21 protein-coding genes are annotated in these 26,717 nt (G+C 73.3%); 6 read left to right on the top strand and 15 right to left on the bottom strand.

Annotated features, from left to right (window positions below; genetic code table 11):
• The 7 genes from deoC to AB0C78_RS35895 all read right to left on the bottom strand — a co-directional run.
• A partial coding sequence (deoC, locus tag AB0C78_RS35925) for a deoxyribose-phosphate aldolase (RefSeq protein WP_360756916.1) occupies positions 1 to 692 on the bottom strand: 692 nt, incomplete at its 3' end.
• A 26-nt stretch (positions 693 to 718) separates the two neighbouring features.
• Entirely contained in the window at positions 719 to 1,768 is a 1,050-nt protein-coding gene (locus AB0C78_RS35920; protein WP_360756913.1) for a hypothetical protein, read from the bottom strand.
• Entirely contained in the window at positions 1,765 to 2,277 is a 513-nt protein-coding gene (locus AB0C78_RS35915; protein ID WP_360756910.1) for a SigE family RNA polymerase sigma factor, read from the bottom strand. The genes AB0C78_RS35920 and AB0C78_RS35915 overlap by 4 nt, the downstream gene beginning before the upstream one ends.
• Positions 2,278 to 2,380: 103 nt before the next feature.
• A complete protein-coding gene (locus AB0C78_RS35910) occupies positions 2,381 to 4,321 on the bottom strand; it encodes a serine/threonine-protein kinase (RefSeq protein WP_360756907.1) in 1,941 nt (646 codons plus the stop codon).
• A 54-nt stretch (positions 4,322 to 4,375) separates the two neighbouring features.
• Positions 4,376 to 4,927 (bottom strand): chorismate mutase, encoded by a 552-nt coding sequence (locus AB0C78_RS35905; RefSeq protein WP_360756905.1) that lies wholly within the window; start codon positions 4,925 to 4,927, stop codon positions 4,376 to 4,378.
• Positions 4,928 to 5,020: 93 nt separating this feature from the next.
• Positions 5,021 to 6,739, bottom strand: a complete 1,719-nt coding sequence (locus tag AB0C78_RS35900; RefSeq protein WP_360756902.1) for an LLM class flavin-dependent oxidoreductase — start codon at positions 6,737 to 6,739, stop codon at positions 5,021 to 5,023.
• 77 nt (positions 6,740 to 6,816) lie between these two features.
• Positions 6,817 to 8,124, bottom strand: a complete 1,308-nt coding sequence (locus AB0C78_RS35895) for a hypothetical protein (protein ID WP_360756899.1) — start codon at positions 8,122 to 8,124, stop codon at positions 6,817 to 6,819.
• 139 nt (positions 8,125 to 8,263) lie between these two features.
• On the opposite strand from AB0C78_RS35895, the gene AB0C78_RS35890 reads away from it, so the two are divergent.
• The 3 genes from AB0C78_RS35890 (at position 8,264) to AB0C78_RS35880 (ending at position 12,779) form a co-directional block, all read left to right on the top strand.
• Positions 8,264 to 8,527, top strand: coding sequence for a hypothetical protein (locus AB0C78_RS35890; protein ID WP_151542204.1), 264 nt, complete (start codon positions 8,264 to 8,266; stop codon positions 8,525 to 8,527).
• 154 nt (positions 8,528 to 8,681) lie between these two features.
• Positions 8,682 to 9,746: a CoA transferase gene (locus AB0C78_RS35885; RefSeq protein ID WP_360756897.1), complete on the top strand. Its 1,065-nt coding sequence runs from the start codon at positions 8,682 to 8,684 to the stop codon at positions 9,744 to 9,746.
• Between the two features lie 42 nt (positions 9,747 to 9,788).
• Complete coding sequence (locus tag AB0C78_RS35880) at positions 9,789 to 12,779, top strand: AAA family ATPase (protein ID WP_360756894.1); 2,991 nt, start codon at positions 9,789 to 9,791, stop codon at positions 12,777 to 12,779.
• A gap of 244 nt (positions 12,780 to 13,023) precedes the next feature.
• Here the strand turns inward: AB0C78_RS35880 and AB0C78_RS35875 are convergent, their stop codons facing one another.
• Positions 13,024 to 13,842, bottom strand: coding sequence for a methyltransferase domain-containing protein (locus AB0C78_RS35875; protein WP_360756891.1), 819 nt, complete (start codon positions 13,840 to 13,842; stop codon positions 13,024 to 13,026).
• A gap of 268 nt (positions 13,843 to 14,110) precedes the next feature.
• Entirely contained in the window at positions 14,111 to 16,078 is a 1,968-nt protein-coding gene (locus AB0C78_RS35870) for an acyl-CoA dehydrogenase family protein (RefSeq protein ID WP_360756888.1), read from the bottom strand.
• A gap of 219 nt (positions 16,079 to 16,297) precedes the next feature.
• Here AB0C78_RS35870 and AB0C78_RS35865 point away from each other — a divergent pair, with 219 nt between their 5' ends.
• The gene (locus tag AB0C78_RS35865) at positions 16,298 to 17,062 is read left to right on the top strand and encodes an IclR family transcriptional regulator (RefSeq protein WP_360756926.1); all 765 of its coding nucleotides are present in this window, start codon (positions 16,298 to 16,300) and stop codon (positions 17,060 to 17,062) included.
• A gap of 47 nt (positions 17,063 to 17,109) precedes the next feature.
• Here AB0C78_RS35865 and AB0C78_RS35860 read toward each other — a convergent pair whose 3' ends face one another.
• From AB0C78_RS35860 to AB0C78_RS35845, 4 genes are all read right to left on the bottom strand, one after another.
• Positions 17,110 to 17,904: an enoyl-CoA hydratase-related protein gene (locus tag AB0C78_RS35860; RefSeq protein WP_360756885.1), complete on the bottom strand. Its 795-nt coding sequence runs from the start codon at positions 17,902 to 17,904 to the stop codon at positions 17,110 to 17,112.
• A 115-nt stretch (positions 17,905 to 18,019) separates the two neighbouring features.
• A complete protein-coding gene (locus AB0C78_RS35855; protein ID WP_151542209.1) occupies positions 18,020 to 19,153 on the bottom strand; it encodes an acetyl-CoA C-acetyltransferase in 1,134 nt (377 codons plus the stop codon).
• A gap of 162 nt (positions 19,154 to 19,315) precedes the next feature.
• Positions 19,316 to 21,355 carry an MDR family MFS transporter gene (locus AB0C78_RS35850; RefSeq protein ID WP_360756883.1) on the bottom strand — a complete coding sequence of 680 codons (2,040 nt, stop codon included), beginning with the start codon at positions 21,353 to 21,355 and terminating at the stop codon, positions 19,316 to 19,318.
• Between the two features lie 120 nt (positions 21,356 to 21,475).
• Entirely contained in the window at positions 21,476 to 21,874 is a 399-nt protein-coding gene (locus AB0C78_RS35845; RefSeq protein ID WP_225991877.1) for a hypothetical protein, read from the bottom strand.
• Positions 21,875 to 21,981: 107 nt separating this feature from the next.
• Here AB0C78_RS35845 and AB0C78_RS35840 point away from each other — a divergent pair, with 107 nt between their 5' ends.
• Entirely contained in the window at positions 21,982 to 22,146 is a 165-nt protein-coding gene (locus tag AB0C78_RS35840) for a hypothetical protein (protein ID WP_173096635.1), read from the top strand.
• Positions 22,147 to 22,277: 131 nt separating this feature from the next.
• Entirely contained in the window at positions 22,278 to 23,096 is an 819-nt protein-coding gene (locus AB0C78_RS35835; protein ID WP_360756879.1) for a methyltransferase domain-containing protein, read from the top strand.
• Between the two features lie 190 nt (positions 23,097 to 23,286).
• On the opposite strand, the gene AB0C78_RS35830 is transcribed toward AB0C78_RS35835, so the two are convergent.
• Entirely contained in the window at positions 23,287 to 24,267 is a 981-nt protein-coding gene (locus tag AB0C78_RS35830; protein ID WP_360756876.1) for a zinc-binding alcohol dehydrogenase family protein, read from the bottom strand.
• Between the two features lie 14 nt (positions 24,268 to 24,281).
• A complete protein-coding gene (locus tag AB0C78_RS35825) occupies positions 24,282 to 26,621 on the bottom strand; it encodes a SpoIIE family protein phosphatase (RefSeq protein ID WP_151542212.1) in 2,340 nt (779 codons plus the stop codon).
• Positions 26,622 to 26,717: the final 96 nt, after the last annotated feature.

Here is a 26,717-nt window from a genome sequence, read left to right as displayed (position 1 = left end):
GGCAACGTCGCCGCCGGCGACACCTTCCCGGTCGAGGTCTTGATGAAATCCGCGCCCGCCCGCATCGCCAACCACGACGCCCGCCGCACGTTGTCCAGCGTGGCCAGCTCACCGGTCTCCAGGATCACCTTCAGATGCGCCTCACCGCACGCCTGCTTGACCGCGGTGATCTCCTCGAACACCTTCAGGACATCGCCGGACAGGAACGCGCCACGATCGATCACCATGTCGATCTCGCTCGCGCCCGCTTGTACGGCCGCGCGGGTGTCGGCGAGCTTGGCCTCCAACGGCGCCCGCCCCGACGGGAACGCCGTCGCCACCGACGCCACCCCGACCCCCGACCCCTCAAGAGAGCCGACGGCCGTCTCGACCATGTCGGGATACACGCACACCGCCGCGACCTTCGGCACCGAAGGATCGGACGGATCAGGGTGGACGGCCTTGGCGCACAGCGCCCGCACCTTCCCCGCGGTGTCCGCACCCTCCAGCGTGGTGAGGTCCACCATCGAGATGGCCAGATCGATCGCCTCGGCCTTCGCCGACGTCTTGATCGACCGGGTCGCGAGCCGCGCCGCCCGCTCCTCCGCCCCGACCTGGTCCACACCCGGCAGACCGTGCAGGAACGCGCGCAGTTCGGCAGCGCCGATGAGAGTCTCCGTTGACACGCCCCAAGCATCGCCGAAGACCCTCATCGGCACAAACGGCCCATGCGCGCCGGTCAGCCGAGCGGCGCCGTCCAGCGCACCGGCTCGTCGCCGAGCAGCTGCACGCGGCGGTACAGGCCGGTCAGCCCGCCGGACGCCTGCAGCCGCCGCAGCGGCCCGCCCGTCGCCTGCACGGTGACGTCGAAGCCCCGCACGCCGTAGACGACCAGCCGCTGCGCCTCAGACGGGTTCCGATCCGTCTTCGGGCCACCGTGCGGCAGCCGGGAGTCGAAGGCGGGGTGCCCGTCGATCTTCGTGTTCACCAGGGTGCGGGTCCGCCTCGCGGGCGCGACCTCGATGCCGAGGTCACCGCCCGGCGTGCCGGGCGAGGTCAGCCAGACGGAGGCCTCCGGCCCGGTGCCGACGCGGACCTGGGTCGGCTTCAACCCAGACGGGACGCCCCTGGCCCGGAACGGGAACGCCGCCGGCCCGCGTGAACCGAACGTCACGCCTTTCGCGATGCGCAGCACGGTCGCCTCCTGCGCGACCGCGGGGTCGGTCACCGACAGCAGCGCCCAGTGGTGCGGCTGGTACTCCCAGCGCAGCTCGGCGGGTACCTGGTTCGAGCCCGCGCCGCCCGGCACGATCGTCCAGTGCCCGATGTGCCCGTTGATGAGCGCCGTCTTCATCCAGCGGCCCTTCTTCCCGCCGGGGAGGTTGGCGATCGGCGGTTCGGTGCGGGACTCCAGGACGGTCAGGTCCAGCGCCGGGCGGCCGCCCCGTCCCGCCTCCACCGTGTAGCTGGTCCCGTCCTCTTCGGAGCGCGTGACCGCGATCTGCGCGTATCCCTTCGGCAGCCAGCCGAACGCGGCCGGCGGCACGAGAAGGGCCGGGTAGCCTGCCTGCTCCGCGGGCCGGACGGTGCGGTGCGGGCCGTCCGGTGAGCCGGGCAGCACCGCGACCGCCGTGACGGCCGCCGCGAGCCCGGCCAGCGCGGTCCCTGCGGCGGCGCGCCGGCCTCGCCTGATCCGCCGCCCCCTCCTGATCGCCGCGGCGGCGTCCACGGACGTCACGGGTCCGGGCGCGGCGGCGATCTCCGCCAGCCGTTCCTTGAGGTCGTTCATGCCGGGTTCTCCCCCTCCGTGAGGCTCTGCGCCGGTCGCAGCGCGCGGCGCAGCGCGTCCAGGCCGCGCGCCGTCTGGCTCTTGACGGTCCCCGTGGAGCAGTTGAGGACGTCGGCGGTCTGCTCGACCGACAGGTCGCAGTAGAAGCGCAGGACGACGGCGGCGCGCTGCCTCGGCGGCAGCGCGACGAGCGCCTCCCGCAGGTCCAGGGCGCCGTCGAGGTCGGCCGCGCCGCCGGGCCCGTCGGGCGGCGCGGCGACGAGCCGGACGCGGCGCCGCCAGCCGCCGCGCTGCTCGGCGAGGAACACCCTGACCAGCACCGTCCGCGCGTAGCCGTCGATGTTGTCGGCCGCCGACGCGCGGCGCCAGTGCAGGTACAGGCGGGTGATCGCGGTCTGCACGAGGTCGTCCGCGCGATGCCAGTCCTGGCACAGCAGGTACGCGACCCGCCGCAGCCACGGCGTCCTGGCCGTCACATAGGCGGTGAACTCGTCGTCCCGTCCGGGCATGCGCACGCTCCTCGGCCGCTCCACACCCCACCTGATGCGGCCGGGGCGCCGGAAGGTTGCACGGCCCGCGGCGGCGGTTCGACGGGCCGGCCCATACGCCCGGTCAGGCTGGTGTCCGCGGGTTCAGGGTCGCCAGGTCCCACAACCGGAGGGTGCGGTCGCTGCTCGCGGTGGCCAGTGTCCTGCCGTCGGGGCTGAACGCCACCGCGTTCACGCTGTCCGTGTGCTCCTCGATGGGCGGCCTGAGCGGCTTGCGGGCGGCCACGTCCCACAACCGCAGCGCCTTGTCCCTGCCCACGCTGGCCAGGATCTTGCCGCCGGGACTGAACGCCACCGCCTCGGCGCCCTGCGCATGGCCGGTGAGGGGCTTGCCGATCGGCTTGCGGGTGGCCGCGTTCCACAACCGCACGTTGCCGTCGGCCGCGCCTGCGGTGGCCAGGATCTTGCCGTCGGGACTGAACGCCGCCCCGCTGACGCCGCCCGCGTCGCCCTTGAGGCTCCTCCAGCGGGCATGCGCGGGGTCGGCCAGATCCCAGAGGAACACCTTCTCGGTCGTGGTCACCAGGGTTCCGCTGTCAGGACTGAAAACCATCGAACTGACGATGTTGAGGTGCACGGCGGGATCGCCGAAGACCTTGCGGGTGCCCGCGTGCCGCAGCAGGACGTCGCCGCGGACCGCGGTGGCCAGGATCTTGCCGTCGGGACTGAACGCGACCGCGTGGACGGCGTCGTACACACCGCCGAGAGGCTTCCCGACGACCCGGTGGGCGGCCACGTCCCACACGCGCACCGTCTTGTCCTCGCTCCCGCTGACCAGGGTCTTCCCGTCGTGACTGAACGCCACCGTGAACACCGCGCCGGTATGGCCGGCGAGGGGCTGTCCGAGCGGCGCGCGGCTCGCCGCGTCCCACAACCGGACGGTGTGGTCGTCGCTCGCGGTGGCCAGGGTCCTGCCGTCCGGGCTGAACACCACCGCGTTGACGGGGCCCTCATGGCCGTTGAGGACGTGCCCCAGAGAAGGCGGAGCCGACGCAGCGGGGCCGTGCTTCCGGTCCGGGCGCTTCTCGTCATGCGTCAGGACGTAGCCGACGGGGACGGCCAAGGCGACCGCGGCTGCGCCCCCGCCCACCAGGAAGGCACGGCGGGACGGCTGCGGGAGCGGCGGGACGGCGACGGGCTCCGCCGCGGCCGGTGAGGTCTCGGCGGGCGGGTTTCCGGCCGGCGGAGTGCCGGCGAGCGCGTTGAGGGTGGCGGCGACGGCGGCGGCGCTCGGACGCCGCTGCGGGTCGCGGCGCAGCAGGTCCCGCAGGACCGGCGCCAGCAGCCGGGCGCGCCGCGTCGGTGCGGGTTCGCCCCGCGAGATGGCCAGCAGCAGCGCCGCCATGCTGCCGCCGGCGAACGCGGGACGCCCTTCGACGGCGGCGTACAGCGTGACGCCCAGGGACCAGACGTCGGACGCGGCGGTCGCCTCGCGGTCGTCGACCTGCTCGGGGGCCAGGAACGCGGGAGTGCCGAGCAGTGCGCCGGTGGCGGTGAGGGCGGTCTCCCCGGGGACGGCGGCGAGCCCGAAGTCGGAGACCACCACCCGCTCGCCCTCCAGCAGGATGTTGGCCGGTTTGATGTCGCGGTGCACGACCCCCGCCTGGTGCGCGGCGGCCAGCGCCTCCGCGATCCGCGCGCCGATCCGGGCCGCCTCCGCCTCGTCCAGCGGGCCGTCCTCGCGGACGGCGGCGTCCAGGGACCGGCCCCGCACCAGCTCCATCACGATCCAGGGCAGGCCGTCCTCGTCGTGGAACTGGTCATGGACGGTGATGATCCCCGGATGCTTGAGCATCCCGACCGACCGCGCCTCCCGCTCCATGCGCGCCACCAGCTGGTCCCGAAGCCCCGGTTCCAGGCTCGACGGCAGCTTGAGCCGCTTGAGCGCCACGTCCCGCCGCATCCGCTCGTCGTACGCGCGCCAGACGGCGCCCATCCCGCCCTCGCCCAGCAGCTCCACCAGCCGGTACCGGCCGATCACGACGTGTCCCGCATCCCGTGTCACAGAGGCACATAACCATGCCGACACCGGGTCCAATAACCCCGCGGGGGCACTTCGTCAGCAGATCGAGGGAATCGCGCGGGTCAGCGCGATGCGGTGCAGCGCGTCGGGATGCCGGGCGCCTTCGACCCGTCCGACGGCCTTCGCCAGCTCCGCGCGGCAGGACGGGCTCCGGCGCGCGTCCTGCGTGTCCTTGATGCCGGCGAGCAGCTCGCCGGTGATCCGGTCGAGCAGCGGCCGGACCTCCCTGTCCAGGTCGGGCCGGTGCGCCGGGACGTCGCCGGGCCGGAGCGCCCACCGCGCGAACAGCCCGCGCTGGACGAGCTTGCCCGCCTCGATCTGGTCGCGGAAGATCCGCTGCGCCGTCGCCGGGTCGACGCCCATCGCCGCGGACCGCTCGGCGACCGCGTCCAGGATCTGCTGCTCGCGCGCCTTGTCCTCGATGGGCTTGCCCGTCCCCCACTTGGCGGCGGCGACCAGGTCCGCGACGTCGAGCCGCCGCGCCGCCACGTCGACCAGCGGCCCCAGCCCGTCCGCCGCACGCGCGGGAACGGCGAACCCGCCCAGCACCAGAACGAGCACACCGGCGACGATCCCCCGAATCCTCACCCGCCCAAGCTAACCCGCCGCGAACCCGGACGGGGCCGGGTGCATCAGACGTAGTGGTGGCCGTGGTGATCGGGGGACCACGGCCACCCCTCCTCAGTAGGGGGACGGGCCGCCGAACATCTCGCTGATCTTCGGCGCCAGCTCGTAGTTCCCCCGGATCGCCAGCCGGCCGTCCATGAGCAGCGTCGCCGGGTTCGCGTCGCCGGCGAGAACGCGCAGGAAGTCGGCCGTGCGGGCGGCGAGCGCGATGTCCGGGTCCGGTGACCCGCCGGCGCGGGCCCTGGCCCGCCCGCCGGAGACCCGGATCGTCCATGCGGTCGCGGGCCCGTGCCCGGGGGTCAGGCGGAACTCGATGTCGCCCGCGAACCCGGCCGCGGCGGACGGATCGTACGCGCGGGCCATCCCGGTGAAGAAGAGCCGCTGCGCGCCGGGCCCGAAGCGCCGCTCGATCTGCTCGTCCGTCCTGCCGTGGACCAGTTTGTAGAAGCCCCGCGTGGCCCGCCGCCTCGCCGCCGCGCGGATCTCCTGGCGCGCGGGACGGCGGGAGCGGGACGAGCGCCGGGCGCGGGCGACCTCGGCGTCCTCGTCGATCCGGTAGCCGGGCGGCGACCTCCGGGGCGGTTTCCGCCGCGCCAGCGCCGCCTCGATGGCGGGCGCGAGACGCTCCGCCTTGGCCGCTTCCCGCTCCTCGCGTCCTTCGGTGAAGTGCGGCAGCACCGCCTCGCCGAACAGCTCGAGGCTCTCGCAGATGTGCTCGTGCTCGTTCGGGCCGGCCTGCAGCACGAACGAGATCTGGTCGACGCCGACCGACTCGTACCGCCGGATCAGATCGACGACCTGCCCGGGCGTCCCGACCGCGCCGCGCAGCGAGCCGACGTTCACGTTCAGCGACTCGGCGTTGGCGATGATCTGCTCGCGGTCGAACCCCTTGGACGCCCGCCGTTCCTGGAACTCGTCCCACACGCTGGTGCGCCCCGGGTCGTGCGGCGTCGTCCCGTAGTAGTGGGCCAGCGCGAACGCGAAGAAGTGCGCGCCGTCGATGCCCCGGTCGATCGCGGTGGCCTCGTCCTCGTGCAGCATCATCGGGAGCACGACCGACACGTTCGGGTTCACCGCGAACCCCGCCGGGACGCATTCGTCCGACTCCAGGATGCGGTAGTACTCGTCCACCCACTTCCCCGCGTCCTCGGGTTCGACGAACGAGAACGACAGCGCGCCTATCCCGTTGCGGGCCGCGAACTGGATGGTCTCCCGCCTGGAGCACGCCACCCACAGCGGCGGATGCGGCTTCTGCACGGTCTTCGGGATGACGTTCCGGGGCGGCATCCGCAGGTACGGCGACCGCCATCCGGCGAACGGCTCCTCGACGAACATCCTGGTCACGGCGTCGATCGCGTCCTGCCACTGCGCCCGCTTCTCGGTGCGCCGCACGCCGAACCCACCGAGCTCCGCGCCGGAGCTCGACTCGCCCGTCCCGAAGTCCACCCGGCCGTTCGACACGAGGTCGAGCGTGGCGATCCGCTCGGCGATCCGCGCCGGGTGGTTGACGGCCGGCGGGAGCTGGACGATCCCGTGCCCGAGCCGCACCCGCTCCGTCCGCTGCGACGCCGCCGCGAGGAACACCTCCGGCGCCGACGAGTGGCTGTACTCCTCCAGGAAGTGGTGCTCGACCTCCCAGACGTAGTCGAACCCGACCCGGTCGGCGATCTCGACCTGGTCGAGGGCGTCCTGGTAGAGGCGCAGCTCCTGCCCGTCCGCCCAGGGCCGGGGCAGCTGGTGCTCGTAGAAGAGGCCGAAGCGGATCTCAACCACCCCCACAGTGGTGACCAGCGGAAACAGGCCGCGCCCCTGGCCCTACCCGGCCAGCATCACCCGAACTGGACGCTCCGTCAACGGACGCCCCCGGCGGCACCGGACCGCCGGCGCGCCTGCTCGCGCCATTGGCGCTGGCGGACGTGGCCCAGGACGAGCATCCAGGTGCACAGGGCGGTGAGCACGGTGAAGAGCAGGACGAGACCCAGCGCCGAGCCCCCGTCCAGGGCGCCGTCGTCCGCGGACGGTGTCCGGAACGACCGCCATGCCATAACGGCCGCCCAGATGTCCGCGGAACCGAACGAGGCGATGACGGCGCCGAGTCCGATGGTGAGGCCGATCAGGAACCGCCTGCTCTCGGGCCGCCTGATCTCCGGTTCCGGCTCGTGGCCGGCGGGCAGGACCTCATACGGCTCGATCTCGTCTCCACTTTGGAGGCCGGGGAAGTCGACGCCGACATCGAGCCAGCCGACGCGCGTATCGAGGCCGTAACTGACGCCCACCTCTTTGAGCATGCCCGGCTCTTCGACCATGCCGACGGTCAGCCCGTCGGCCACGACGACCTCGTCGCGGAGCACCCGTGCGCGGTGCCCGACGGCCAGTTCCTCTCCTCCGTGGGGCGAGAACTGCACCGGCTGGACGCGCGCCACGGCCACCGTGGCGTTCGACCCCGCGGACAGGACGGTGAGGAGCCGCTTGCGTCCCTCGGTCTGCTGCGGAGGCGGCACGTCATACGCCTGGACGACGTCCCCGGGACGCACGTCGGGATGGCCCAGGTACAGGGTCCCCGTGCTCGCCTGGGTCAGCTCGTCCAGCGGTCCGCCGCCTCCGTCCGCGAGGGCCAGCAGGCGCAGCGCCTCGGCCACCGGACGCCCATCGCGCACGACCCGCACCCGGGCGCCGACCGCCAGCCCGCCTTCGGTGACGACGGCCCGCGCGACGGGCCCTGCCAGGGGGTCGGCGGCGACCTCGCGGACCTCGGCTCGTCCGAGCAGGCGCCGTTGCTCCGGGAAAGCATCCTGGTACCCAAGGACGAGATCGGGCGGGACCCCCGCGGGTTCCGCGCGGACGTACGCCTGTATCTGATCGCCGTCGAGGACGCCCCGGTGACCGATGGCCAGGACGCACCGGCCCAGGATGCCGATCCGCTCCCTGGCCTCCAGCCGGGACGTGAGGCCGGCCTTTCCCATCAGCGCCCCGATGCGGAGGTCCTCGGCGATCACCACGCCGTGCCGGAGCAGCCTCGCCCGCGCGCCCCGCACGATCTCCGCGCCCCCGTTCACCCGGCCCCTGGGAAGAAGGCCGAAGCCCGGTACGTCCTGGAAGCCCGACACGGTCACCTGGCACAGCCGCTTCTCGCCGATCCAGACGGTCTGCATCCCCATGCTCATCCTCGTGGCGCGATCTCCGGTGGAACTGGTCCGGATAGGACGGGAGCGACCGTGACGTCCGTTCCCGAGCCCGCCCGCAGGATCTTGCCAGTAAACACTGGCATTTTCGGGTGAGGGGAGGCAGGATCGGCGCATGAGGAAGGTCACTGCCGCCGTCGCGGCGCTCGCGCTGTCCGGAACGCTGGCTCTCGGCACGCTGCCCGCGGAGGCCGCGCCCAAGCCCAAGGCGACGCCCCAGCAGCTGCCCGCGCAGCTCCGGACGCAGGTGGAACTGGGCTTCGTCGGCTGGGACGACAAGGGGCCGTACGTGGTCTGGGGCGACATGTCGTGCCACATCCACCTGCTCGTGCCGGAGGAGTGGTCATGGGCCTGGGGCACCGGGCCCTGCTGGTTCTGACCACGCCGGTTCTGACCACGCCGGTTCTGACCAAGCCGGTTCCGACCACGCCGGTCTGACCAAGCATTTGCTTGACTGAGCGGTCCGGAGATCGACACGATGGCGGGAGGACGGGCGCCCGCCCGCCGGAGGGCCGAGACCGCGGAGAGATCACATGGCGCCGCTGGACGGACTGCGCGTGCTGGACCTGACCATGTGGCGGCCCGGCCCGTACACCACGCAGCTGCTCGCCCAGCTCGGCGCCGACGTCCTCAAGGTGGAGCCGCCCGGCGGCGAGCCCATGCGGATGTTCCAGGGGCACTTCGACCTGCTCAACCGGCGCAAGCGGAGCATCGTGCTGGACCTCAAGTCCGACGAGGGCCGCGAGCGGTGCCTGGAGCTCGCGAAGAACGCCGAGGTGTTCGTCGAAGGGTTCCGCCCCGGTGTGGCGGACCGGCTCGGGGTCGGCGACGCCGTGCTGCGCGCGCGCAACCCAAGCCTGGTGTACTGCTCGATCTCGGGTTACGGCGCCGACGGGCCGCTCGCGCAGGTGCCGGGGCACGACGTCAACTACCGCGCGTACGCGGCGACGCTGCCGCCGGACGCGGTGTCACCGTCCCTGGAGGAGCTGCCGGTTGCCGACATGGCCGCCGCGACGATGGCGGCGTTCGCGATCACCGCCGCGTGCCTCAAGGCCCGCGCCACCGGCGAGGGCGACCGGATCGACCTCGGCATGGCCGACGTGCTGGCGCACTGGACGAGCACCGTCCCGGAGGCGACGCGGCCGCAACCGGTCGAGCCGGCGGCCCCGGCGCCGCACGTGACCGGGCCGGTGCCCGGCTACGGGGTCTACGCCACCAAGGACGGCCTGAAGATCACGCTCGGGGTCGTGTCGGAGGAGCGGCTGTGGGCGGCGACGTGCCGCGCGCTGGGCCTGGACGAGGCGGCGGGCGTCCCGTTCGCCGAGCGGCTCGGCCGGGTCGCCGAGCTGGACGCCGAGGTGGCGGCCGCCATCGCCCGGCTGACCAGGGACGAGGCGATGGAGCGGCTGTCGGCGGCCGGGGCGCCGGTGGCGCCGCTGCTGACCGGCGCCGAGATGCTCGACCTCGATCATTTCCGCGCGCGCGGCGTGCTGGACGCGGGTCCGGTCCGCACCTCGGCGCACCCGCCGCTGCCGGGCGGGCCGGTCGCCGGGCTGGACGAGCACCGCGGTCAGGGCTGGCGCCATCTCACCGACTGATATTCAGGTGGGATTGTCGGATTCATTTGGCATCCTTGTGACGTGAGCGCGCGTGCGATGAGTCCCGTCCTGGTCGGCAGGGCAGCCGAGCTCGCCGTGCTGGAGGACGCGCTGGCGGCCGCCCCCGGCGCGGTGCTGGTCGGCGGTGAGGCCGGCCTCGGCAAGACCCGGCTGATCCGCGAGTTCGCGGCGTCCGTCGGCGGCGGCGGGCAGGCCCGCGTGCTCCTCGGCGGCTGCCTGGAGCTCGGCTCCGACGGCCTGCCGTTCGCGCCGTTCACCACCGTGCTGCGCGGCCTGGTCCGCGACATCGGCATCGACGGCGTCGCGGCGCTCGTCCCGCGCGGCGACACCGGGAGCCTCGCGCGGCTGCTGCCGGAGTTCGGCGAGCCGGAGAGCGACGCCGCGTCCGGCGAGGAGCGCGCGCGGCTGTTCGAGGTGGTCCTGACCCTGCTGGAGCGGCTCGCCGAGCGGCAGCCGGTCGTCCTCGTCATCGAGGACGCCCACTGGGCGGACCGTTCCACCCGCGACCTGCTGTCGTTCCTCGTGCGCAACCTGAGCGTCGCGCCCGTCCTGATCGTGGTGACGTACCGGTCGGACGAGCTGCACCGCGCCCATCCGCTGCGGCCGCTGCTCGGCGGGCTGGAGCGGGTCGACCGGGTGAGCCGGCTGGAGATCACCCGGCTGGCCCGCTCGGACGTCGCGGCGCTGGTCACCGAGGTGCTCGGGCACGCGCCGCCGGCGGGCCTGGTCGACCGGATCGACGCCCGCAGCGAGGGGAACCCGCTGTTCATCGAGGCGCTGCTCGACGACGACGGGACGCTCGCCTGCGAGCTGCCCGAGTCGCTGCGCGATCTGCTGCTGGCGGGCGTGCAGCGGCTGCCGGAGGAGACCCAGGACGTGCTGCGGGACGCCAGCGGCGGCGGCACCCGGATCGAGCACGCGCTGCTGGCGGCCGTGTCGGGGCTGGACGACGCCGCGCTGACCCGGGTGCTGCGCCCGGCCGTCGCCGCGAACGTGCTGGTCGTGGACGGCGACGGGTACGCGTTCCGGCACGCGCTGATCCGCGAGGCCGTCCACGACGACCTCTTGCCCGGCGAGTACACGCGCCTGCACACCCGCTACGCCGAGGCCCTGGAGAACGACCCGGGCCTGGTCCCGTCCGGACGGCTCTGGGTGGAGCTCAGCCACCACTGGAAGGCCGCGAACGACGCCACATGGGCGCTCGTCGCGTCGTGGCGGGCGGCGGCCGACGCGCGCAAGGCGCTCGCCTACGCCGAGTGCCTGACGATGCTGTCGCGGGTGCTGAACCTCTGGGACCGGGTGCCCGACGCGGCGGAACGCATCGGCGCCGACCACACCAAGGTGATGGAGGACGCCGCGGCCGCCGCCGACCTCGCCGGCGAGTACGACCGGGGCCTGAAGTTCGCGACCGCCGCGCTGAAAGAGGTCGAGGCGGCCGGCGAGGACGCGATGGACACCGAGCGCTGGGCGTCGCTGCTGGAGCTGCGCGGCCACATGCGCTACGAGATGGCGCGGCCCGGCTTCGTCGACGACCTGCGGGCCGCGGTGAAGGCGCTGCCCGCCGATCCCCCGACCGTGCTCCGCGCGCGCGTCCTCGCGACGTTCGCCACCTATGTGCGGTTCTCCACCGACATCCCCGAGGCCCAGGCCGCGGCGGCGGAATCGCTGGCCATCGCGCGCAAGCTCAACGACCCGGTCGCCGAGGCGCAGGCGCTCATCACGCTGTTCTGCGCCGACATCGACTACTCCGACTACAGCGCCGCGACGGAGGGCACGCTCGCCGAGATCGAGCGGATCGTCACCGCCGCCGGCAACCACCGGGTGCTGCTGCGCTACTACGTCATCAAGTCGCACTTCCTGGAGGGCGCGGGCCGGCACGAGGAGGCCGCGGCCGTCGCGGCGCAGGGCAAGGAACTGGCCCGCGAGTACGGCGTGGCGCGGACGCAGGGCACGTTCCTGTGCATCAACCAGGCCGAGCCGCTCGTCTCCCTCGGCCGCTGGGACGAGGCCATCGCGGTGATGAACCACGCGATGGAGCAGGAGCCGGCGGTGACGATCCGGACGTCGCTGCTGGTCCTGTCCGGCGCCGTGGCGCTCGCCCGCGGCGACTTCGCCACCGCCCGCGAACGCCTCGCGGGCTCCCGCGAGATCATGCGGCTCAAGATGAAGTGGCTGAAGACGCAGGACTACTTCAGCACCCTGTGGCTCGAGGCGCGGATGGCCCTCGCCGAGGGCCGCCCCCAGGACGTGCTCCCGCCGGTCGAGCGGGTGATCGAGGAGGCGGGCCTGCCCGACGACGCCCGCTACGCGCTGCCGGTGCTGGTCGCGGGCGTCACCGCCTGCGCCGAGATCGGCGCGCCCGCCGCGCCGGTGCTGCGCCGGATCGAGGAGCGCGCCGCGGGCCTGACGATCAGCGGCCCGCTGCAGCGCGCCCACAAGCTCGTCTTCGACGCCGAGGCGGCCCGCGCCCGGGGCGTCCTCGACCTCGCCGCCTGGGACGCGGCCGCCGCCGCGTGGGAGGGGATCGGCAACCCGTACACCCGCGCGCAGGCGCTCGTCCACGCCGCCGAGGCCGCGCTCGCGGACGGCGATCACGACGCGGCGGCCGCGCGGCTGGGGATCGCGGCGGACATCACCGCCGGCCTCGGCGCCGAGCCGCTCGCCGGGCAGGTCGCCGACCTGCTGCGCCGGACGCGGGCGCCGCGCCGGAGCGGCGCCGAGCCGTCCGCGCCGCTGGGGCTGACTCCGCGCGAGTACGAGGTGCTGCGCCTGGTCGCCGAGGGCCGCAGCAACCGCGACATCGCCGAGGCGCTGTTCATCTCGGTCAAGACGGCGAGCGTGCACGTGTCGAACATCCTCGGCAAGCTCGACGTGGCCAACCGCGGCGAGGCCGCCGCGACCGCGCACCGGCTGGCGCTGTTCGCCGGCTCCGCCGCCCGCTCCGGCGGGCGCTCCGCCGCGAACGGGCATGGTTCCGTGGCGGGAGCCCCCCTCCCGGACCCCCGCCACTGAACCGTCGGACCACACGGGAACGGACGTGGCCGGCCTTCACGGGCGCGCACCGCGGAAGCATGCGGTGCTCCTCCCCCCGGAGAGGCGGTCCGCGACCGTTCCGGCCACTTCCCAGTGTGCTCCGCCCATTGCGCCGTGTAACGGGCGACATACCGAAAACGGCGGGCACGAGTTCACATGGTGATGATCTCGTGCCCGCCGGGGCGTCGCCGGGCCGCCGCGCGGGCGCGCGGCGGCCGCCGCGCTAGCGCGGGACGCGGGCCACGCAGAAGACGGTCTGCCCGAACGGCGGCCGGACGAGCCGCTCGATGGCGCGGGTCACCGGCACCACCGTCCGGTCGTAGATCTTGACCAGCCGCGGGTCGGGGTAGCCGGCGCCGCCGCGGCGGACCGCGAACCACCAGGCGATCCCGCCGAGGAAGTTGATCGGCTTGAGCACCTCGGGGACGAGCCCGGCCTCGCGGACGGAGGCCTCCAGCGTCGCCGGGGTGTAGCGGGTGACGTGCCCGACCTTGCGGTCGAAGTCGCCGTACAGCTGCATGTAGCCGGGCACCCAGATCACGATCCGCCCGCCGGGCAGGGTGACGGACGCGAGGTCGCGCAGCGCCTGGACGTCGTCCTTGATGTGCTCCAGGACGTTCATCATCACGACGGTGTCGACCTTCTGCCGGATCTCGATCTCGGCCGGCAGCTCGAGGTCGATGACCTCGACGTCGTCGTTGCCGTCGTAGCGCTTGCGCAGCTCGCCGACGCAGTACGGGTCGTTGTCGCTGACGACGAGGTAGTCGAGGCGTCCGGCGAACTGCTCGGAGAAGTGCCCGAGCCCGGAGCCGATCTCCAGCAGGGAGCGCCCGACGTGGGGGGCGACGGTCTCGTACTCGTACTTGCGGTAGTTGCGGGCCTCGTCACCGCCCAGGTGGTTCTCCAGGGCGCCGTCGCCGGCGGCGGGCTGGATGACCTCGCCGTCGCCCGCGGTGGGCGCCGAGGGCTCGGGCTTCGGCCCGCTGCCGAGGAGGTTGAGTAGGGTGCCTGCGATGGACTTCTTCTGACCAGGTTGCTGCATACTTCCCGCTCGCTGGGTGCGTTGGCGTTCTGCTTGTTTTCGCCGGATCGACGGACCGGATCCCTCGGGATGGTCTGATCTCTGGCGCAAGGTCGGGACAGTCTACCCACCCGTACGGAACCGGAATGCCCGGCGTTCGGGAATCGGCCTACGGAATCGGCGACCGGTCTGTCCCGGTGTGACCGGTCCCACGGACCGGCGACCGGGACACGTCACCGTAGCGCACAGCGGCCCGGCGGTCACGCACCGCAGGTCGGCACGGGTTCTCTCAGCCGATGGTGCGGTGCACGCTCGGCCGCTCGCTCGGCCCTGGTTCGGCGGGCGCTATCCACGGGCCGGGAATGGAGGGGTCCAATACGCCTTCCTCGACCCAGGCGAAATCTCCGGCGAGGACGGCGCGCGCGAGTTTCACGTCCATCTCGTCGGTGTTGCGCCACAACCCGTCGAAGAGTTCCTCGACGCGGACGCGCGCCTGCCGGCAGAACGCGTCGGCGAGCAGCACCGCGGACGCGCCCGGAACATTGGCCTCGCTCGCGCCGTCGACAATGGATCCGGAAAGCGGACCAAGACCGGAAGAATCGGCATTGGCGCGCACGCAGACGGCGCTCATCGCGAACAGTTCGGCGCCGATGTCGACCATCCGGCCGAGGAAGCCCTGCTTGTACTCCAGCTTGCCCTGCCAGCGGCCCGCCGCGTAGAAGATGGACCGGGCGAGCTTGCGGGAGGCGCGCTCCACGTACCGCAGGTGCTTGGCGAGCGCGCCGAACTCGGCGTACGCGTTCGGCCGCTGCCCCGCGCCCGTCACCAGGGTCGGCAGCCAGCGCGCGTAGAACCCGCCGGCCTTCGCCGCCGCGCGCGCCTTCGTCGCGGCGGACGCGTCGGGGTCGATGATGTCGCCCGCGACGGACAGGTGCGCGTCCACCGCCTCCCGCGCGATCAGCAGGTGCATGATCTCGGTGGAGCCCTCGAAGATCCGGTTGATCCGCAGGTCGCGGAGCATCTGCTCGGCGGGCACGCCGCGCTCGCCCCGCGCGGCCAGCGACTCGGCCGTCTCGAAGCCGCGGCCGCCGCGCAGCTGGACCAGCTCGTCGGCGATCCGGCAGGCCATCTCCGACGACCACAGCTTCGCCAGCGCCGCCTCGATCCGGATGTCGTTGCGCTCGTCGTCGGCGAGCTGCCCGGACAGGTCGAGGATGGCCTCCAGCGCGTACGCGGTCGCGGCGATGAACGCGACCTTGCGGGCCACGGCCTCGTGCTCGCCGACGGGCCGCCCCCACTGCACCCGCTCCCGCGACCACTCGCGGGCGATCTTGGCGGCCCACTTGCCGCTCGCCGCGCAGATCGCGGGCAGCGAGAGCCGCCCGGTGTTCAGCGTGGTGAGCGCGATCTTCAGGCCCGCGCCCTCCGCGCCGATCAGGTTCGCCTTCGGGACGCGCACGTCGTGGAAGCGCGTCACGCCGTTCTCGATGCCGCGCAGCCCCATGAACGCGTTGCGGTTCTCCACCGTGATGCCGGGCGCGGCCATGTCCACGATGAACGCGGAGATGCCGCCCTTGTGCCCGTCCGACTTCGGCACCCTCGCCATGACGACGACCAGGTCGGCGACGACGCCGTTCGTCGTCCACAGCTTGACGCCGTTGAGGACGTAGTCGTCGCCGTCGGGGACGGCGGTGGCGCGCAGCCGCGCCGGGTCCGAGCCGACGTCGGGCTCGGTGAGCAGGAACGCGCTGATCTGCTTGGCGCACCGCGGCAGCCAGCGGTCCTTCTGCTCCTCGGTGCCGAACATCTTCACCGGCTGCGGGACGCCGATGGACTGGTGCGCCGACAGCAGCGCGCCGAGCGCCGGGCTGACCGACCCCACGACCATCAGGGCCCGCCCGTAGTAGAGCTGGCTGAGCCCGAGCCCGCCGTACCGCTCGGGAATCTTCATGCCGAGCGCGCCCATCTCCCGCAGCCCCTCGACGACGTCGTCGGGGATGCGGGACTCCCGCTCGATCAGCGCGGGGTCGATCCGGGTCGCGCAGAACTCGGTGAGCCGCGCGAGGAACGCCTCGCCGCGCCGCCGCGCGTCGTCGTCCGGGCGGGGATGCGGGTGGACGAGGCCGAGCCGGAAGTCGCCGAGGAACAGCTGCCTGCCGAAGCTCGGCAGCCGCCACTCGGTCTCCCGGGCCTCCTCGGCGACCCGCCGGGCGGTCCGCTCGTCGACGGTCGTCTGGCTGCGACTCGGCTGGCTCATGCCGGCTCCTCGGAAGCGATTCCCGCTGCTCCCGCCCGCCCACCGGGCGGCAGCCCTTGGGGGTCTGGGGGATCCGCCCCCAGAGGTTGCACTGTCCCGAAGTTACTCCCCGGTCGGCCCGCCGTGTACTTCTCCGCCGTGCGGGCGTGTCGCGGCCGCCAGGGCCGAGTACCGGCAAAGCCCTTGACCCGGCCGGGCCGGAGGAGTTCGCTGTGCGTGATGGATGAGACACGCAGACCCACTCTCATCGCCTCGGTGCAGCGGGCCCTGCACCTCATGGAGGTGGTGGCGTCGCACCCGAGCGGCGCGCCGGCCAAGCAGCTGGCCCGTGAGGCGGGGCTGCCCCTCGCCACCACCTACCACCTGCTGCGCACCCTCGCCTACGAGGGCTACGCCATGCGCCTGCCGGACGGTGTCTGGGTGCTCGGCGACCGCGTCCAGTCGCTGCACGGCCGGAGCCGGACGCAGCAGCTGCTCGCCCGCGTCCGCCCGACGCTGATCGCTCTCCGCGACGAGCTCGGCGTCGCGTGCTACTTCGGCATGCACGTGGACGACGAGATCCGGCTCATCGACATCGCCGACGGCCCGCGCGCGCCCCGCGTCGACCTGTGGGTCGGCTTCGACGAGTCCGCGCACGCGACCGCGCTCGGCAAGTGCATGCTGAGCCAGCTCGACGAGGAGCGGCGCCGCGACTACCTGTCCCGGCACCCGCTGGTCGACCTCACCCCGAACACCATCACCGAACCGGCGCGGCTGCTGAGCACGCTCAGCTCGCCCTGCGGGCTCTCCCTCGACCGCGACGAGTACGCGCTCGGCACCGGCTGCGCCGCGGTCCCGGTCACGGACGCGACCGGCACCGCGGTCGGCGCGCTCGCCATCTCCTGCCGCACCGGCAAGCTCTCCCGGATCGAGAAGTCCGCCGACCGGATGCACGCCCGCGCCGCCGAACTGCAGCGGACGCTCACCCTCACCGCCGTCTCCTGACGCCGCCGGCACCGGGCGCGCGCCGGGCGCGCGCCGGGCGCGCGCCGTCAGCGGCCCCGGAAGTCGGGGGCGCGGTTCTCCAGGAACGCCGTGATGCCCTCCTTGGCGTCCTCCGTCGCGGCCAGCCCGACGAGCTCGGACAGCAGGTGCTCCACCTGGTCCTCCAGCGGGCGGCCCTCGATCGCGAAGAACGCGTCGCGGCCCCGGCGCAGGCCGAGCGGGCTCTTCGCCGCGATGGTGCGGGCCAGCTCGTCGACCCGCGCGTCCAGCTCGGCGCGCGGCACCACCTCGGTGACCAGGCCGATCTCGCGGCCCTCGGCGGCGGTGACGCGCTGCCCGGTGTAGTAGAGCTTGAACGCGTGCTTCGGCGCGACGTTCCGGTTGATGATCGCCATGATCATCATGGGCCACAGGCCCACGTTGACCTCGGGGGTGCCGAGCTTCACGTCGTCGGCCGCCACCACCAGGTCGCAGGCCGCGGCGAGGCCGAGCCCGCCGGCGACCGCGTGCCCGCCGAGCCGCGCGATGATCGGCTTGCCGAGCTTCGGGAACGCGGTGAACAGCCGGAACGGGGCGCTCTCGCGGATCGCGCCGGCGTCCGCGACGGACCGCCCGTCCGCCTGCGCCCGGCCGAGCCCGCCGAGGTCGGCGCCCGCGCAGAACGCCCGGTCGCCCGCCCCCGTCAGCACGATGACCCGGACGCCGTCGTCGCCCTTCGCCCGCTCGAACGCGTCGAGCAGCTCGTCGATCATCTGGTCGCTGAGCGCGTTGCGGGCGTCGGGCCGGTTCAGCGTGATCCGCGCGACCCGCTCCGCGACCTCGTAAAGAATCGTCTCGTACATGCTCCACCCTCAGCGGTCCAGGGAACGACCCGGCCATCATCCCGCCCCCGCGAACACCCGTGGCCCACCCCCGAACCGGGGATGGGCCACGAAGGAACGCCAGGGATTGCAGAAACTACAGACGCTCGATGATGGTGGCGTTGGCCTGGCCGCCGCCCTCGCACATCGTCTGCAGGCCGTAGCGGCCGCCGGTGCGCTCCAGCTCGTGCAGCAGCTTGGTCATCAGGATGCCGCCGGTCGCGCCCAGGGGGTGGCCGGTGGCGATGGCGCCGCCGTTGGGGTTGGTCTTCTCCAGCGACGCGCCGGTGTCGTGCGCCCACGCCATCGGGACCGGGGCGAACGCCTCGTTCACCTCGAACACGTCGATGTCGTCGATCTTGAGGCCGGACTTGGCCAGCGCCTTCTCCGTCGCCGGGATCGGGCCGGTCAGCATGTAGACCGGGTCCGAGCCGGTGAGCGCGAGGGTGTGGATGCGGGCGCGCGGGGTCAGGTTGTGCTGCTTGACGGCCTCCTCGGAGGCGATGAGCAGCGCCGACGAGCCGATGGAGATCTGCGAGGAGACCGCGGCGGTGATGACGCCGCCCTCGCGGAGGGTCTTCAGCCCCGCCATCTTCTCCAGCGTGGTGTCGGGGCGGGCGCCCTCGTCCTTGGTCAGCCCGGCGAGCGGGGCGATCTCGCGGTCGAAGTAGCCGGCCTCGATGGCCTTGGCGGCGCGCCGGTGGCTCTCCAGCGCGAACTTCTCCAGGTCCTCGCGGGTGAAGCCCCACTTCTCGGCCATGAGCTCGGCGCCGCGGAACTGGGAGATCTCCTGCTGGCCGTAGCGCTCGCCCCAGCCCTCGCCGTACGGGAAGTCGAGGCCCTGGACGATGGTGGCGCCCATCGGCACCTTGGCCATGTGCTCGACGCCGGACGCGATCACGAGGTCCTGGGTGCCGGACAGCACGCCCTGCGCGGCGAAGTGGATCGCCTGCTGGGAGGAGCCGCACTGGCGGTCGATGGTGACGCCGGGCACGCTCTCCGGCAGCCCGGCCGACAGCCAGGCGGTGCGCGCGATGTCGAGGGCCTGCGGTCCGGCCTGCATGACGCAGCCCATGATCACGTCTTCGACCGCGGAGGGGTCGACGCCGGTCCGGTTCACGAGCTCCTTGAGCACGTGCGCGCCGAGGTCGGCGGGGTGCACGTCCTTGAGGGCGCCCTTCTTGGTACCGACGGGGGTACGGACCGCGCCGACGATGTACGCCTCGGCCACTACGCCTCCAAAATTCTGGGGTTCCGTCCCGAAACCGAGTGAGATTCGGTCGTCAGTATGAGATTACATCCCTCGTTGCGCAACGCCATGTGAGCTGAGTCTCGGCGACCCGATGCTCACCGCGGGACGGAACGGCGCCAGCGGCCCCGGGAGGGGGGCGCGTCAGGTGGCGGTCTCGGCGGCCGGGCCGCGCTTCAGGACGCCGCCGTCGGCGTCCTGCCCCAGCGACACGCGGGCGAGCCGGGTCAGCACGTCCGACAGCTCCGGATGCTCCTCCGGAGACCAGCCCTCGACGTGCTTCGCCAGGCCCTCGCGGCGGGCGGCGAACAGCCGCTCGGCGGTCGCCCGGCCGGACGGGGTGATGGCGAGGACGCCGTCGGTCCGGTCGACGTACCCCGCGTCGACGAGCCGGTCGACGTACGGGCGGCCCTGCTCGATCGGGACGCCGGCGCGGTCGGCGAGGTCCGTCCCGGCGACCGTCTCGTCCTTGGCGATGCGGCACAGCGCCCAGATGCTGCCTGCGGGCATGTCGACGCCGCAGAGGCGGGCGAGCCGGTTGTAGACCTCCGCGGCCTTCGCGTCCCGCCGCATGAGCTCGCTCAGCGACCGCTCGATCTCGTGCCGGGACGAGCGGACGGTCGGCGCCGCGCCGAAGCCCTCGCCGTAGTCGGGCGTCTGGGACGTGGCCCGCAGCGGGACCTCGCGCAGGAACCAGGTGAGGACGAACGCGACCGCCGCGACGGGCACCGCCCACAGGAACACGGTGTCGATGGACTGCGCGTACGCGTGCAGGACGCCCTGCTTCACCGGCCCGGGATACCGGTCGAGCAGCTTCGGGTTGCCCTGCACCGCCGACGGGTCGAAGCCGGGCGGGAGCAGCCGCCCCTTGGCGAGGTCCTCGACGTGCGAGGCCAGCTCGTTGCTGAAGACGGAGCCGAACACCGCGACGCCGAACGATCCGCCGATCTGCCGGAAGAACGTGACGCCCGAGGTCGCGGACCCGAGGTCCTGGTAGGAGACGGCGTTCTGCACCGCGATGACGAGGACCTGCATCACCAGGCCGAGGCCGAACCCGAGGAGCGCGAACCGCAGGCTCATCGACAGCGTGGAGGAGTTCTCGTCCAGCCGCGACAGCAGGTACAGGGCGATCGCGATGAGCGGCGTGCCGACCACCGGGTAGATCTTGTACCGGCCGGTCCTGCTGATCAGCTGCCCGGAGCCGATCGACGCGACCAGCATGCCGATCATCATCGGCAGCAGGTGCACGCCGGACAGCGTGGGCGAGACGCCGTGCACGACCTGCAGGAAGATCGGCAGGAAGGTCAGCGCGCCGAACATCGCGAAGCCGACCACGAAGCTGATCGCCGAGGACAGCGAGAACACCGCGTGCCGCAGCAGGTGCGGCGGCATGATCGGCTCGGCGGCGCGCCGCTCCACCAGCAGCCACACCGCGATCAGCGCCACCGACACGACGGCGAGCGTGACGATCGGCGCGGACAGCCAGTCGTAGCGGGTGCCGCCCCAGGTCGTCATCAGCACCAGCCCGACGGACCAGCCGACGATCAGCAGCGTGCCGAGGTAGTCGATGCGGTGCCGTTCCCGCTCCCCCGAGGCGTGCAGGACGGCGGCGATGACCGCCAGCGCGACGACGCCGATCGGGAGGTTGATGTAGAACACCCAGCGCCACGACAGGTTGTCGACGAACCAGCCGCCGAGCAGCGGCCCGCACACGCTGGCGATGCCGAAGACGGCGCCGAACATCCCCTGGTAGCGGCCGCGGTCGCGGGGCGGGACGACGTCCCCGACGATCGCGACGACCAGGACCATCAGCCCGCCGCCGCCGAGCCCCTGCAGCGCCCGGAAGAAGATCAGCTCGTTCATGTCCTGCGCGATGCCGCACAGCGCCGACCCGGCCAGGAAGATGACGATCGAGCCCTGGAACAGCCGCTTGCGGCCGTACTGGTCGCCGAGCTTGCCCCACAGCGGCGTCGAGGCGGTGGACGCCAGCAGGTACGCGGTGACGACCCAGGACAGGTGGTTCAGGCCGCCGAGGTCGCTGACGATGGTCGGCAGCGCCGTGGAGACGATCGTCTGGTCCAGCGCGGCGAGCAGCATCGCCAGCATCAGCGCGCCGAGGATGACGTAGAGGTCCCTGCCCTTGGGCATGGTCTGCTCGCCGCGCGCCACCGTGTCAGCGGTCATACCGCCGTCCCCCCTCGCCTGCCGGACGAGGGAGGTCTACCCACAGAGATCACCGCAAATCGGGACCCGGCGGCGCCGGATCCGGGCCCCGGCGCGGAGGCCGGGACCCGTCCGGGGACGTCAGCGCATGATGTCGCGGGCGACCTTGGCGGCGCCCAGGGCGGCGGAACCGCCCGCGATCGCGGTGGCCCCGGCCGTCACCCACAGCGGGAGGCCGCGGCGGGTGCGCAGCCCGCTGACGGTGTCGAGGGAGTCGACGAGCAGCCCCGCGCGGGCCCACAGCTTCCGCCCGGGCCCGTCGCTCAGCAGGTAGCCGGCGCCGAGGGCGATCTCGCGGGCGGCGAACATCCGGGCGACGTAGTCGCGTCCCGGGTCGGTGCCGCCCGCCGACGTCATCAGCTTCACGGTCAGCTTCGGCGCGGCGAACGCCGCGAGGCCGAGGGCGACCCGCGCCCGCGCCACGTTGGTCATCAGGTCGTCCAGCCGGTCCCGGCCGTCTACTTCCTTCGCATCTGCCACATTCGCGAGATTATCGGGCGGCTCGCGCGGCTCCTACTCCGAGGTAACCCTTGCCTTACGCGTCTATCGTTCTAGATGGCGGCACTCCCCCCGGATTGAAGGTGACCATGGACGAGGGCCTCCTCAGCCTCGCGGTCGTCGCGCTGCTCGCCGCGTTCTGCGTGCGCTGGGTCGCGGTGAAGCTGCGCATGCCGATGCCCACCCGCGCCGCGGTGATCATCGTGTTCGTGCTGGTGGTGGGGGCGCTGTACGGCGAGCACCTGAGAGGCTGACGCCGCCGGCGGCGAATTTCCCCGCCCCCGGATCCGAACTTCCCGCCCGCACCGGGAGTCATAACTGGCGAAACCGGCTTCACGCCTGTCCCCGTGCCCGAGGAGCCGGTCCGAGCCGAGGGAGACCACCCGTGCCGCATCCGGCGACCGCGGTCCAGGAGACCGCCGGCGGCATCGCCCCGCACCTGCGGCGCCTGCTGGAGTTCGTCGAACCCGACCGCGACGACGTGTGCCTGGACGTGGCGCGCGGCCGCGGGCCGATGCCCGCCGCGCTGCGCCCCCGGGTCCGGCACATGACCGCGGTGGACGCGACGCCGGCGCCGGAGGAACCGGGACGGGGCGGCCGGATGTCGACGGTCGAGTTCGGGACGGGCCCGGTGCGGATCACCGGCCCGGCCGGCGACGGGGACCGGCCGCCCGCGATGGCGACCCGCGAGGATCCGCGCCCGCAGCCCACCGGCCCGGCCGTCCAGGCCGACGCCACCGCGCTGCCCTACCGGGACAACGCGTTCTCGCTGGTCACGGCACGGTTCTCGCTGTACACGCTGGGCGAGCCGGACCGGGTGCTGCGCGAGCTGCTGCGGGTCTGCCGGCCCGGCGGACGGCTGATCATCGCCGATCTCGTCCGCGGCAACCTCGCCGGCCCGGAGCGGGACCGGATCGAGCGGCTGCGCGACCCCGACCACCCCGGCACCCCGTCCATCGCCCGGCTCACCGAGATGATCACGTCGGCGGGGGCGACGATCCGCCGGCTCGACGTGTTCACCGTCGAGCGGCCGGTGGAGCCGTGGCTCGCGGGCGCGCGCGACGACGCGTCCGCCGATCGGATCCGCGAGGCGCTCACCGACGAGGTCGACGGCGGCCCCAAGACCGGCGCGAAGCCCCGCGTGATCGGCGGCGAGCTGTGGTTCACCCAGTCCTGGGCCCACGTCGCGGCTGTGCCTATTTGACCGCTCTCGGCGGTCGGGCGTTGGACGCCCTCCCTTCAACGGGCGCTCGTGCGATCGCTGCATCGCTCCGACTCGCCCTGGGGGCTCGCTGCGCGATCGGATTCTCGCCGGCTCGAATCCGGCTTCGCTCGCGATCGCGACGGTCCAGGTCGTTGCGTGGCCGGGGCGTCGGTTGAGGTGGTCGTAACAGTTACGGGACGAGGACGGCAGCTCCGGTGAAGCGGTCGGCGGCTAGGTCCGCCAGGGCGCGGTCGGCTTCGTCCAGCGGGTAGGGGTGCGTGGTGACGGCGACGTCGAGGCGGGCCGCGAGGCGCAGGAACTCCTCGCCGTCCGCGCGGGTGTTGGCGGTCACCGACCGGACCTGCCGCTCCTGGAACAGGTGCCGCTGGTAGTCCAGGGACGGGACGTCGCTCAGGTGGATGCCGGCGATGGCGAGGGTGCCGCCGCGGTCGAGGCGTTCGAGCGCGGCCGGGACGAGCCCGCCGGCGGGCGCGAAGACGATCGCGGAGTCGAGCGGGTCGGGCGAGGTGTCGAACGAGTCACCGGCCCAGGACGCGCCGAGCGAGCGGGCCAGCTCCCGGGCGGCGGGGCTGCGGGTGAACACGTGCACGTCGGCGCCCTCGGCGATCGCGATCTGCGCGGCGAGGTGCGCGGAGCCGCCGAACCCCCAGATCCCGAGCCGCCCGCCCGGCGGGAGATCGGCGCGGCGCAGGGCGCGGTAGCCGATGATGCCCGCGCACAGCAGCGGCGCGGCGCGCACGTCGTCGAGCTCGGGTGGCAGCGCGTAGGTGTAGGCGTCGACGGCGAGGGCGTACTCGGCGTAGCCGCCGTGCGCGTCCCAGCCGGTGTAGACCGAGTACGGGCACAGGTTCTCGGCGCCTCTGCGGCAGAACCGGCAGGCCCCGCACGTCCCGCGCAGCCACGCGACGCCGACCCGGTCGCCGGCGGCGTGCAGCGCGCCCGCGCCCGCCTCGGCGACCTCCCCGACGATCTCGTGGCCGGGCGTCACGCCGGGCAGGTGGACGGGCAGGTCGCCTTCCGCGACGTGCAGGTCCGTCCGGCAGACGCCGCAGGCCAGCACGCGCACCAGCAGCTCCCCCGGCCCCGGCGACGGGACGTCCCGGTCGGCGCGGCGCAGCGGCCCCGAGGCGATCGGAGCCGGCGCGTCCACCGCCCACGCCCGCATCACGGGGTCAGCGGCAGCTCGAACCAGACGGCCTTGCCGTCGTTCGTCGGCCGGGCGCCCCACCGGGTGGCGAGCTGGTCGACCAGGTAGAGGCCCCGGCCGCCCTCGTCGGTCTCGCCGGCGCTGCGGATCCGCGGCAGCCGCATGTCGGAGTCGAACACCTCGACCCAGATCGCGTCGCCGCCGCGCCGCAGCCGGAGCCGGAACTCCTTCGTCGGCGGTTCGCGGCGGCCGAGGTCGGCGCCGAGGTTCCAGTCGTCCTCGTCGAACCCGCCCGCGTCCATCGCGGGGTCGAGACCGGCCTCGAACGAGCCGCCGACCTGCGCGGTGTTGAACTGGACGGGCGGCGGCGCGCTCAGCGGCTCGCCGCCGCGCCCGGGCGGCCCCGCGGGCACCGGGACGACCATCTCGCGGCGCGGCTGCGGTGTCGACGTGGCGTGCAGCACGACGTTGGTGACGACCTCGGAGACCAGCAGGCAGGCCAGCTCGGCCTGCTCGTCGAGCATCCCCCAGGACGCGAACGCGTCGGCCGCCATCCGGCGCGCCTCCGACACCATGATCGGCTCGGCGGGGAACGTGCGCTCCTCGACCGCCAGCTCGTCGGCGGCGGTGCGGATCACCACGATCGCCACGTCGTCGTCGATGTCGCCGGGGACGGCGTCGTACGCGGCGTTCGCGATGGCCTCGACGCCGCCGCGCGCGACCTCCTGCACCGCCGCGCGGACCATCTCGCGGGACTCCTCCCGCGTGTAGTACTCGCCGTCGTCCTTCGGCCGCCGGTCGATGAGCCCGTCGGTGTACAGCACCAGCGTGGAGCCGGGCTTCAGCTCCGACTGCTCCTCGTTGAACAGGATCTCGCCGCCCATGCCGGGCGCGCGGACGCCGAGCATGGCGCCCTCGCTCTCGAACTCCAGCTCGCCGACCTCGCCGTCCACGATGAGCAGCGGCGGGTCGTGGCCGGCGTTGGCGAACTCCAGCACCCGCGACCACGCGTCGTACACGAAGTAGGTGCACGACACCAGCGGCGGGCGGACGAGATCGTCGCTGTTCCAGCCGGACCGCATCCGTTCGGGCCGGGTCATCGTGCGGACCCACTCGTCGAGCTTGCGCAGGATGTCGGCCGGGGGCTTGTCGTCCTGCGCGAACGCGCGCAGCGCGGCGCGCAGCTGCCCCATCACCGCGGCGGCGCGGGCGCCGCGGCCCTCGACGTCGCCGATGACGAGCCCGACGCGCCCGGCCGACAGCGGGATCACGTCGTACCAGTCGCCGCCGACCTGGGTCTGGATGCCGTGGCCGTGCGCCTCCAGCGGGCGGGCCGGCTCGTACCGCCAGGCGATCTGCAGGCCGTCCAGCGGCGGCGGGCGGTCGCCCGGGAGCAGGTGCTTCTGGAAGGCGAGCGCGGTCTCGCGCTCCTCCTCGAACAGCAGCGCGTTGTCGACGGCGAGCGCGACGCGGCTGGCGATGGCGCCGAGCAGGTCGCGGTCGAAGCCGTCGTAGTGCGGGTCGGGTCTTTTCGACAGGTTGGACAGCGCCAGGCTCATCACGCCGAGCAGCTCGCCGCGCACCAGCAGCGGCGCGGAGATCACCGAGGTGATGCCCATCGACTCGCCGAGCCGCAGCGACGACTCGGTCGGCGCGGCGAACCGGTGCTGGACCATGTCCTCGACGAGGACGGCGTCGCGGCGCGCCATCGCCTTGGCGCTGAAGTGGCCGGGCGGGTAGGAGACGGGCTCGCCGACCTCCGCCCAGGTGCCGGGCGGCGGCTCCCAGTTGCCGGCGTGCCGGGACACCCGCCGGTAGAGGCGGTCGCCGCTGTACAGGTCGATGAAGCAGTGGTCGGCGAACTGCGGGACGAGGGTGTCGGCGACCCGCCGCAGCGTCGCCTCCAGTTCGAGGGACCCGGCGAGCCGCTCGCCGATCCGCTCCAGCAGCCCGTACCGCTCCTGGTCGCGCTGGTTGGAGCGCAGCGCCTCGCGCGCGAAGATGACGACGCCGTCGACCGCGCCGGACGGGTGCCGCAGGGGGACGGCGTGCGCGCGCGTGTACACGGTGGTGCCGTCGGCGCGCAGGTTGCAGAACGTGCCCTCCCAGACGCCGCCCTTGAGGACGTGCCGGGCGAGCTCGGTGGCCTGCTCGTGGTCCTCCTCGGCGATGCCGAGCGACAGGATGGAGTGCCCGATGATCTCGTCGCCGCCGAACCCGAAGAGCTGGCGCGCGAACGCGTTGCCGTAGATGACGTTGCTGAAGCGGTCGCAGACGATGACCGCCATCTCCATCTGGTTGAGGACGGTCTCGGGCGGCAGATGCGCCTCGAAGGGCGCTTCCCCCCAACGCTTCATCTCCCCATCCCGATCACAGTCGCGGTCCCGCCGGCGGCCGCGCCGCCTCCGCGCGGCCGGTCCGCACCGCCCGCCGTGATGATCACCTGGCGTCGC

The organism is Actinomadura sp. NPDC048394 (assembly GCF_040651755.1).
GTDB lineage: Bacteria > Actinomycetota > Actinomycetes > Streptosporangiales > Streptosporangiaceae > Spirillospora > Spirillospora montaniterrae.
The sequence above is the reverse complement of the archived record's forward strand: the minus strand, read 5'-3'. Positions and strand labels throughout refer to the sequence as shown.

Excerpts from the sequence above, each read along its gene's own strand:
- AB0C78_RS35865 (WP_360756926.1), top strand. The coding sequence starts at position 16,298 with ATGGATGAGACACGCAGACCCACTCTCATCGCCTCGGTGCAGCGGGCC.
- AB0C78_RS35840 (WP_173096635.1), top strand. The coding sequence starts at position 21,982 with ATGGACGAGGGCCTCCTCAGCCTCGCGGTCGTCGCGCTGCTCGCCGCG.
- AB0C78_RS35885 (WP_360756897.1), top strand. The coding sequence starts at position 8,682 with ATGGCGCCGCTGGACGGACTGCGCGTGCTGGACCTGACCATGTGGCGG.
- AB0C78_RS35890 (WP_151542204.1), top strand. The coding sequence starts at position 8,264 with ATGAGGAAGGTCACTGCCGCCGTCGCGGCGCTCGCGCTGTCCGGAACG.
- AB0C78_RS35875 (WP_360756891.1), bottom strand. The coding sequence starts at position 13,842 with ATGCAGCAACCTGGTCAGAAGAAGTCCATCGCAGGCACCCTACTCAAC.
- AB0C78_RS35895 (WP_360756899.1), bottom strand. The coding sequence starts at position 8,124 with ATGGGGATGCAGACCGTCTGGATCGGCGAGAAGCGGCTGTGCCAGGTG.
- AB0C78_RS35825 (WP_151542212.1), bottom strand. The coding sequence starts at position 26,621 with ATGAAGCGTTGGGGGGAAGCGCCCTTCGAGGCGCATCTGCCGCCCGAG.
- AB0C78_RS35860 (WP_360756885.1), bottom strand. The coding sequence starts at position 17,904 with ATGTACGAGACGATTCTTTACGAGGTCGCGGAGCGGGTCGCGCGGATC.
- AB0C78_RS35920 (WP_360756913.1), bottom strand. The coding sequence starts at position 1,768 with ATGAACGACCTCAAGGAACGGCTGGCGGAGATCGCCGCCGCGCCCGGA.
- AB0C78_RS35850 (WP_360756883.1), bottom strand. The coding sequence starts at position 21,355 with ATGACCGCTGACACGGTGGCGCGCGGCGAGCAGACCATGCCCAAGGGC.
- AB0C78_RS35915 (WP_360756910.1), bottom strand. The coding sequence starts at position 2,277 with ATGCCCGGACGGGACGACGAGTTCACCGCCTATGTGACGGCCAGGACG.
- AB0C78_RS35870 (WP_360756888.1), bottom strand. The coding sequence starts at position 16,078 with ATGAGCCAGCCGAGTCGCAGCCAGACGACCGTCGACGAGCGGACCGCC.